Source organism: Corallococcus sp. CA047B, from assembly GCF_003612065.1.
GTDB classification, from domain to species: Bacteria; Myxococcota; Myxococcia; order Myxococcales; family Myxococcaceae; genus Corallococcus; species Corallococcus praedator.
In genome coordinates, this window is record NZ_RAWD01000373.1 from 1 (window position 1) to 8,634 (window position 8,634).

General features: G+C 68.8%; 7 protein-coding genes. 3 read left to right on the forward strand and 4 right to left on the reverse strand.

Annotated features, from left to right (window positions below; translation table 11 throughout):
* On the forward strand, positions 1–1,328 hold a 1,328-nt coding region (locus D7X74_RS35995; protein WP_120537517.1), incomplete at its 5' end, for a GON domain-containing protein.
* Between the two features lie 9 nt (positions 1,329–1,337).
* Here D7X74_RS35995 and D7X74_RS36000 read toward each other — a convergent pair.
* The 3 genes from D7X74_RS36000 to D7X74_RS36010 form a co-directional block, all read right to left on the reverse strand.
* Positions 1,338–3,188, reverse strand: coding sequence for a serine/threonine-protein kinase (locus D7X74_RS36000; RefSeq protein ID WP_120537512.1), 1,851 nt, complete (start codon positions 3,186–3,188; stop codon positions 1,338–1,340).
* A gap of 61 nt (positions 3,189–3,249) precedes the next feature.
* Positions 3,250–4,980: a sigma 54-interacting transcriptional regulator gene (locus D7X74_RS36005; RefSeq protein ID WP_120537513.1), complete on the reverse strand. Its 1,731-nt coding sequence runs from the start codon at positions 4,978–4,980 to the stop codon at positions 3,250–3,252.
* Between the two features lie 55 nt (positions 4,981–5,035).
* Positions 5,036–5,674 (reverse strand): carbonic anhydrase, encoded by a 639-nt coding sequence (locus D7X74_RS36010; RefSeq protein WP_233595959.1) that lies wholly within the window; start codon positions 5,672–5,674, stop codon positions 5,036–5,038.
* A 176-nt stretch (positions 5,675–5,850) separates the two neighbouring features.
* Here D7X74_RS36010 and D7X74_RS36015 point away from each other — a divergent pair, with 176 nt between their 5' ends.
* Complete coding sequence (locus D7X74_RS36015; RefSeq protein ID WP_120537515.1) at positions 5,851–7,374, forward strand: NAD(P)/FAD-dependent oxidoreductase; 1,524 nt, start codon at positions 5,851–5,853, stop codon at positions 7,372–7,374.
* Positions 7,371–8,264 (forward strand): alpha/beta hydrolase, encoded by an 894-nt coding sequence (locus tag D7X74_RS36020; protein ID WP_120537516.1) that lies wholly within the window; start codon positions 7,371–7,373, stop codon positions 8,262–8,264. The genes D7X74_RS36015 and D7X74_RS36020 overlap by 4 nt, the downstream gene beginning before the upstream one ends.
* A 13-nt stretch (positions 8,265–8,277) precedes the next feature.
* Here D7X74_RS36020 and D7X74_RS36025 read toward each other — a convergent pair.
* Positions 8,278–8,634 (reverse strand): fatty acid desaturase (locus tag D7X74_RS36025; RefSeq protein WP_233602406.1); only part of this gene is annotated, 357 nt, incomplete at its 5' end.

The following is an 8,634-nucleotide window of genomic DNA, read 5'->3' on the forward strand; positions in this document are numbered from 1 at the left end:
CTGTCATCCCCTCCTCCCCGCTCCGCCGTCGTGGAGGGCCTGCGCTGGCCTTGAGCCTGGCCGCGCTCGCCACCGGCTGTGGCACGGGCGAGGAGACGGCCTTCGCGGTGCGTGCCCAGGCCCAGGAGACCCGGCCCATGACCTGTCAGGACATCAAGAACGGCTGGCCGGAGGCGCCGGACGGCGACTACACGCTGTATGTCTCAGGTGACGCCTCCGCCCCCTGGACCGTGTATTGCCATGGCATGGCCGGCACGCCCGCCGAATTCCTCACGTTGGCGCGGACGGAGGCCGGCGCCAATTTCTCACAATACACCGCGGGGGGTGCTTCGCCTGGAACCACGGTGCGGACCGCCTTCACCCGGCTGCGCATCAACCCCACCACGCTGAAGGTGGATACGGCGAACCAGACCTTCGCGACCTCCACGGGGTCGCTCCGGCACAGCCCGGACATGGTGACATCCATGTCCTACGGCGTGGCCATGTCCTGCAACCGGACGCTGTCGCAGGGCAACATCGACCTGCGGGGCACGCCGTTCGTGGTGCCCGCGGGCCAGCTCGTGCCCTGGGGCGGCAGCATGGCGGGCACTGGCGCCACGTACAGCGAGATGGAGCAGGTCGTCAGCCTGGCGGGAGGCGGCTACTGCGGCTTCGTGGGCCTCCCGGGCATCGTGAATCCCTACAACCAGAACGGCGGCCAGCTCCAGCTCCAGTACCGCCTGGGCGACCGGCCCGCGACCTGCCAGGACATCAAGACGGCCCACCCGGAGGCCCAGGACGGCGACCAGACGCTGTTCTTCAACCGCGATCCGCTCAAGCCCTGGACCGCCTACTGCCGGGACATGGCCACCACGCCTTTGGAATACCTGTCCCTGGTGCGGACGGGGGATGGATTCAATTACTCGCAATACACAGCGGGTGGGAACTCGCCGGGCACCGATGTGCGGACCACGTACACGCGCCTTCGCATCAATCCCATCACGCTGCGCGTGGAGACGGCGGACCAGACCTTCTCGACGTCCGCCGGTTCGCTGCTGCACGTGAACAAGCAGCCGGTGACCTCAATGCCATACGCGGCGGCGATGGGCTGCAGCCGGACGGGCCTGGCCAACATCGACCTGCGAGGGACACCGTTCGCGGTGGGTGCGGGGCAGCTCAGCCGGGGTGGCATCAACTCCGAACCCGGCTCGTTCACGTTCAGTGAGAACAACCAGGTGGCCCAGTTGCGTGGCTACGGCGGCTGCGGTTGGGTCGCCCCGGTGGGGAGCTTCAATCCCACCAACCAGAACGGTGTGTCGATGCTGCTGGTGTACGCGGTCCCACAGTAGCGACGGGCCTCAGCGCGAAGGGCTTCCCAGCACCACCGTCGTGCGCGTGCCGGCCACCGCGTCCACCGTCTGTCTCAGCACGAGGCCTCCAGGTCCCCGGGCCGACAGGACATGCGCACCATGCGCGAGTTTCAACGGCCCGCGAAGGGGCGCCACGCCGACCTCCACCCCATCGACGAAGATGCGGGCGGCCACGGGAGCGACGAGGGTGACTTCCGCATCGAGGACCCGGAGTGAGAGGTTTCGCGAGACGGTCTCTCCCGCCGCGACCTGGAGGACCTCCTCCACGGGTTCGCAGAGGGGGTTGTCGAAGCGCAATCGGTGCGTGCCAGGGGACAGGCGGACCTCGCGGATGCGGGGCGTGTAGCCCCGGCTCTGGCCATCCACGAACACCTCGGCCCAGGGGCGCGTCACCACGGTCAGCGTCGCGAAGCCCTGGGCAGGTGCCGGTGACGGATCCGACGTGGGGACCGTCGCGGTTGCCGGTGGCAAGGGAGCCTGTGCGCTGGAGGTTTGCGGAGGCGCGAGTCTGCGGGAAGGCACGACACGGGGTTTCTGGGCGGAGGAAGAAACCGCATCTGGTCGCACTTCCGCACCGCCCGGAGTCATCTTGCCAGGAGGGCTTCGTGCCGGAAGTGGAGCATCCGGCTCTGGCACCGTCACATTCGAACGAGAGGCAGGCGGCGAAGGCGTGGGTGCTACGTCCGTCACCACCGTGGCGCGCTCCGAAGGCGTCTGCGTGGTTTCCCGCAGGGCCACCCACGCGCCCACGGACACCAGCAGCCCACTCAGCAGGGCGCTCCCGACAAGCACACGGGTCCGCCTCGTCCTGGGGCGCGTCCGCAGGAGCGACAGCACTTCCGGAGCACCGGGCCGCAGGGACAGCGCGACATTGAGATACCGGGCCGCCTGGGCACCCTGCCCCGCCGCGAGCAGCGCGCGTCCCTCACCCAGCAGCCGTTGAAACCGAGCCTCCCGCCAGCCAGAGGCGACGTCCTCCGGAGCCACGAAGAAGGCCCGTGAAGCCTCGGAGGGGGAGCCCACCAGGGAGCGAAGGACCTCCTCCAGGCCCACGGTCAGCTCCGCGCCATCCCGGGGTCGGTCGCGAGCATCCCGGGCAAGACACCGCGCCACCAGCGCACCGAGAACCTCGGGAGTGCCCGGCACGACCTCCGACAACAAGGGAGCATCGCGAGTCATCACGGAGACGGCCAACCGCGCGCTCCCTGCCCCCGAGTGCGGCGTCATTCCCGCGCACAACTCGAACAGGACCACGCCCACCGCGAAGACATCCGACGCCGGGGACCAGGCACCGGTATCGATGCGTTCGGGCGCCATGTACGCCAGCGAGCCGATGACGGCGCCGGTGCTGGTCAACCGCGCCTGATCCGCCAGCGCGGCGATGCCGAAGTCGGCCAGCTTCAGCGGGCCACCCAGCGCCACCAGCACGTTCTCCGGCTTGACGTCCCGGTGCACCACGCCGCGCGCGTGCGCCGCCTCCAGCGCCCGGGCCAGCTCCCACCCCAGCAGCGCGGCGACCTCGGGAGGCACGGGGGAAAGCCGTCGCGCCAGCTCGCGCAGGTTCTCCCCCTGAACCCATTCACAGACAAGGAAGGGACCGCGCACGGAGTCCTCGCCGAAGTCATGCACCTCCAGCACGTTCGGGTGCTTGAGCGAGGCGACCACCTCCGCCTCCCTGCGGAAGCGTTCAGCGAGGCCCGGGTCCAGGCCTGGATGCAGCACCTTCACGGCCACGCGGCGGGAAAGCCGGAGGTCGCGGGCCAGGAAGACCGTCGCCATCCCCCCTCGCCCCAGCTCCTGCTCCAACTGGTAGCGGCCGGCCAGCAGTTCGCCCGTCATCGCGAGCGCAGTCTAGGGACCGGGATTTTCAGGAGCAAACGCCAGGGCCGCACGGACCGCCTCAGTCCTCTTCGCCCAGGTAGCGGAACACCGAACGCAGGCCGATGCCCAGCGCCCGAGCCGCGTCCTTCTTGCTCCCACCGCTGCGAGCAATGGCCTCCCGCACGTAGCGAAGCACGAAGGCGTCCCGGGCCGCGTCCAGGGGCAACAGCGGCGTCGCATCCGCCCCCAGGTCCAGGTCTTCGGCGCCCAGTGACTCCCCTGAAGCCAGGATGGAAGCACGCCGCACCCGCGACACCAGCTCGCGGACATTGCCCGGGAAGGGATGCCCGCGAAGGGCCTCGGTGGCCTTCTGGGTGAAGCCACGAGCGCGACCGCCCTCCTGTTTCAACACATGGTGGGCGATGAGCAGCACGTCATCACCGCGCTCGCGAAGGGCGGGCACCTCCAGGCGCACCTCCTCCAGGCGGAAGAGCAGGTCCTCGCGGAAGGCGCCCCGGGCGACGAGCGCCTTGAGGGGCTGATGCGTGGCGGACAGGACGCGCATGTCGACCTTGCGGGGCCGGTGTTCGCCCAGCCGGGTCACTTCGTGTTCCTGGACGACGCGAAGCAGGCGGGACTGGAGGGACAGGGGCATGTCCCCGATTTCGTCCAGGAACAGGGTGCCGCCATCCGCCGCCTCCACCAGGCCCGCACGGTCCGCGCCAGCGCCGGAGAACGCCCCGCGCACATGGCCGAACAGCTCCCGTTCGATGAGGGATTCAGGAAGCGCCGCGCAGTTGATGGCGACAAGCCGTCCCCGCCGACCGCTGCGGCGGTGGAGCGCACGGGCCACCTCCTCCTTGCCGGTGCCCGTCTCGCCCTGGATGAGGACGTGCAGGGACGTGGGTCCCAGCCGTTCAATCTGTCGGTAGAGGGAGCGCATGGCGGGTGACTCACCGATGAGTCCCTCGAAGGTGGCCGCGGCGATGCGCTGCGTGAGGTTGTCCACCTGCGAGCGCAGCTCGGTCAGTTCACGAGACGTGGCCAGCAGCAGCGCCGCGAGCGAGGAGAGGGCCATGGCCTCCTCCAGGTCGCGAGAGGCGAACGGAGGACTGCCCACCCGTCGGCCCAGGTACACGGCACACAGGGGCGCCGAGCCCGCGCGAAGGGGCAGCACCAGCGCGGAGGTGAGGCGCAGGGCCAGGACGCTGGGAGCACCGGCCAGGGAAGCCTCCACCGCGACATCGGGCACCAGCACGGGAGCCCCTGACGCCACGACCTGATCCACGAGGCTGTCCACCACGACCGCGGCGGGCACGGAGCCGGTGGAGGCCACCACCTGACGCCGGTCGCCCTCCACCGAGACCAGGAAGCCCACGTCCGAGGACGTCACGTCCGCGATGCCGCGAAGGGTGACGTCCAGCAACTCCGAAGCAGGACGCTGCACGAGCAGCCGGGAGGCGAAGTCGGTCAGCACCGGCAGCAGACGGGAGGACGGCGTCGTATCTGGCTGGAGATGCGACCGGAGTTCCTCGGAAGCCCCCAGCGTGAGCGTGGCCCGACCGATGACGAAGGAGTCACCCGGAGCCAGGGGCGACAGGTCCACGCGTTTGCCGCGAACGCGCACGTCGCAACCAGGGCTGGCGGCGGACACCGTCCACCCCCGTGCGTCCCGGAACAGCAGGGCGTGACTGGCCTTCACGCCGGGAGAGGACAGGACGACATCACACGCGGGTTCGGAGCCCACGGAGACCACCGGCTTCTCCAGCGCGAAGTGGCGGCCGTCCGGAAGGGTCAGGAAGAAGCGCATGGGGCGGGCGGATTTGACGGCAGCCCAGGAGGAGCGGGAGTTCCCCTTCCGGAGCTCAATCCTTCGTCAGGTCATAGACCTCCTGGATGTTGTGCAACGTCTGCACGAAATCCAGCTTCAGGTCGTTGATGATGCCGTTGCGCATGTCGAACACCCACGCGTGCACGATGGGATAGCCCTTCGACAGATAGGACTTCTGCACGGCGGCCGTCTTGATGATGTTGATGCTCTGCTCCAGGACGTTGAGCTCCACCAGCCGGTCATAGCGCTTCGCCTCATCCGTGATGCCGTCCAGTTCCAGCTTATGGAAGCGGTACACGTCGCGGATGTTGCGCAGCCAGGGGTTGAGGATGCCCAGGTCCTTGGGCTGCATCGCCGCCTGGACGCCGCCGCAGCCATAGTGGCCGCAGACCACGATGTGCTTCACGTCGAGGTGCCGGACGCCGTAGTTGATGACGGACATCACGTTGAGGTCGACGTTGTTGACCAGGTTGGCGACGTTGCGGTGCACGAACACGTCACCGGGCGCCAGCCCCATGATCTGGTTCGCCGGGACGCGGCTGTCGGAGCATCCGATGTACAGGAAGTCCGGCTGCTGTGACTGGGAGAGCCTGGCGAAGTAGTCCGGATCCGAGCGCAACTGCTCCTCGGCCCAGCGCTGGTTGTTCTCGAAGATCTTGTCGTAGGGCGTCACGGCAACGACGCTCGCACGGGCTGGCGCGAACGTCGAGAAGTCTGGGCGCCCGATGTCACCCAGGCGAAGCCTCGCCCGGCTCAAAAAAGGGTCGCAATGACGTCCTCGGCTCACCATCCTTCAGGCAGGGCGTCCGCCGGGACGCCTCCCACCCCGACCCGGCAACGGAGCCCGCCATGTCCCTCACGCGCGCCGCAGACCTCCCCGAACACGTCGAGGTGTTGATCGTCGGAGCGGGTGTCTCGGGGATCGGAGCGGCCTGCTATCTGAAACGGGAGCACCCATCGAAGTCGTACGCCCTTCTCGAGGCCCGGGGGGCGACCGGTGGGACGTGGGATCTCTTCCGCTACCCTGGCGTCCGCTCCGATTCGGACCTGCACACGCTCGGGTACGAGTTCAAGGCATGGACGAACAACAAGTCGATTGCCAGCGCGGACGCCATCCTCGCCTACCTGCACGAGACCGTGGCCGAACACGGAATCGACCGTGCGATCCGCCTCCACCACAAGGTGCACGGCGCCGCCTGGTCCAGCACGGAGGCCCACTGGGTCGTTGATGTCGAGCGCAGCGACACCGGCGAGCGCCTGAAGCTCACCTGCCGGTGGTTGTTCTGCGCCAGCGGCTACTACCGCTACGACCAGGGGTTCACGCCCCGGTTCGAGGGAACCGAGCGCTTCAAGGGCCGCATCCTCCATCCCCAGCACTGGCCCGAGGACCTGGACTCCACGGGCAAGCGCGTCGTCGTCATCGGAAGTGGCGCCACCGCCGTGACCCTCGTGCCAGCGATGGCGGACGCGGCGGCGCATGTGACGATGCTGCAGCGCACGCCCACCTATATCCTGCCCGCCCCTTCCGAGGACCTGTTCGCGAAGCTCGCGCGGAAGCTGATGCCGAAGACGTGGGCCCACGCGCTCACGCGACGCAAGAACATCGCCGTGCAACGCTTCATCTGGCGCTTCGCCCATCGCTACCCGCGTGCCGCCCGGCGTTTCATCCGCTTCGTGAACGCCCGGGAGCTTCCGAAGGGGTATCCGGTCGACGAGCATTTCAACCCGCCCTACAACCCGTGGGAGCAGCGGCTGTGCGTGGTGCCGGACGCGGACCTCTTCAAGGCCATCTCCAGCGGCCGGGCCTCGGTGGTCACGGACCACATCGAGACCTTCACCGAGAAAGGCCTCCAGCTGAAGTCGGGCCGGGAGCTCGAGGCCGACATCATCGTCACCGCGACGGGCTTGAACCTCCAGGCGCTCGGCGGCATCGCGCTGACCGTTGACGGAGCACCGGTGCACCTGCCCGACACGGTGGCCTTCAGGGGAATGATGCTCAGCGGGGTGCCCAACTTCGCCTTCGCTATCGGCTACACCAACGCGTCATGGACGCTGAAGGTCGGCCTGCTGTGCGAGCACTTCTGCCGCCTGCTCGCGCACATGGATGCGCACGGCCACACCATCTGCCGTCCCGAGCTGAGCGACCCGGCGATGCCCACCCGGCCGCTGATCGACTTCGCCGCCGGCTACGTGAAGCGCTCACTCGACACCCTGCCCCGGCAGAGCGACCACGCCCCCTGGGTGATGTCGATGGACTACCACCTGGACACCCGGCTGCTCCGGGAGGGCCCGGTGGTGGACCCGCACCTGCGGTTCTCCTCGCACGTACGTCCGGCCACCCCCTCCACGCAGGATGTCGCGGAGGTGGGATGAGCTTGCGGATGCGGCTGGCCGCCGCCGTGCTGCGGACACGCCGAGGACAGACTCGCGGCCCCGCCCAGCTCCGGCACGAGTACGCAGGCAGGAAGTACCCGCCGCCAGCACCCCTCGGACACTCCCTGCGCAAGCGATGTGACGTCCGCGAGGAGCGCGTGCTCGGTCAGGTCGTGTACACGCTGACCCCGAAGGCCGGAGCCTCGGGCTGGCACGTCATCTACACGCATGGCGGCGCGTTCGTGAATCCGCTTCAAGGCGCGCACTGGGACATCATCGAGCGACTCATCCGGGAGACGGGCGCGATGGTGACCGTGCCCCTCTATCCCCTCGCCCCCGAGCATCCGTACACCGAGGCCTTCCGCCTGCTCGAACAGGTCTACCGCGACGTCCTGCGCAACGTGAGCCCGGGCCGGATCGTGCTCTGCGGTGACTCGGCGGGAGGCAACCTGGCAATCACGCAGGCGCTGCACTTCCGGAGCCAGAACCTCCCGCTGCCGGGCCACCTGCTGCTGTTCGCACCGTGGTTGGACCTCACGATGTCCCATCCGGAGGTGGCGGCGGTGGAGCCTCGCGACGTCATGCTCCGGGCCGCCGAACTGGTGGAATGGGGCCGCTGGTGGGCGGGGTCCTCGGACCCGCGCGGCCCGCTGCTCAGCCCGCTCTTCACGGACCTCGGGGGCCTGCCACCCATTCACATCGAACAGGGCACCGACGACCTCTTCCTGCCGGACGCTCGCCGGCTTCGTGACCAGGTCACGGCCGCGGGAGGTCAGGTGGAACTGCACGAGACACGCGGAGGGTTCCACGTGTTCATGGGGGCCACCTTCACGCCGGAGGCGCACGCCGTGTTCCGCCGGATCGCGGGGCTCCTCGGCACCGCACGTTGAGGAGGTCCGCGTCCTACCCGGGCGCTCCGGGGCGGGCCTGTGCGCCGACCGTCTGCTCGCGCGGGGGTCGGGGGATGAGGTAGTCGCGCTGGATGGTGGCCAGCCCCAGCTTCTCCAGCAGCACGCACGCCCCGTAGCCCAGATCCACCTCGTGAAGGTGGTACGAGAACGAGGCGGACCCTGGATAGCGGTGGTGGTTGTTCTGGAAGCCTTCGCCCAGGATGAGCCACGCAGCCAGGTGGTTGTTGCGTGAGTTGTCGGACGTCTCGAAGTTGCGCCCACCCACCGCGTGCCCGAGCGAGTTGACGATGCCCCCCTGCACCGGGTGACTCATCATCCCAAGGAACCACGCGGCCCCCAACAGCCACCC

Bases quoted from the DNA above. Each gene is read 5' to 3' on its own strand.
- D7X74_RS36000 (WP_120537512.1), bottom strand. From the start codon at position 3,188: ATGACGGGCGAACTGCTGGCCGGCCGCTACCAGTTGGAGCAGGAGCTG.
- D7X74_RS36015 (WP_120537515.1), top strand. From the start codon at position 5,851: ATGTCCCTCACGCGCGCCGCAGACCTCCCCGAACACGTCGAGGTGTTG.
- D7X74_RS36005 (WP_120537513.1), bottom strand. From the start codon at position 4,980: ATGCGCTTCTTCCTGACCCTTCCGGACGGCCGCCACTTCGCGCTGGAG.
- D7X74_RS36020 (WP_120537516.1), top strand. From the start codon at position 7,371: ATGAGCTTGCGGATGCGGCTGGCCGCCGCCGTGCTGCGGACACGCCGA.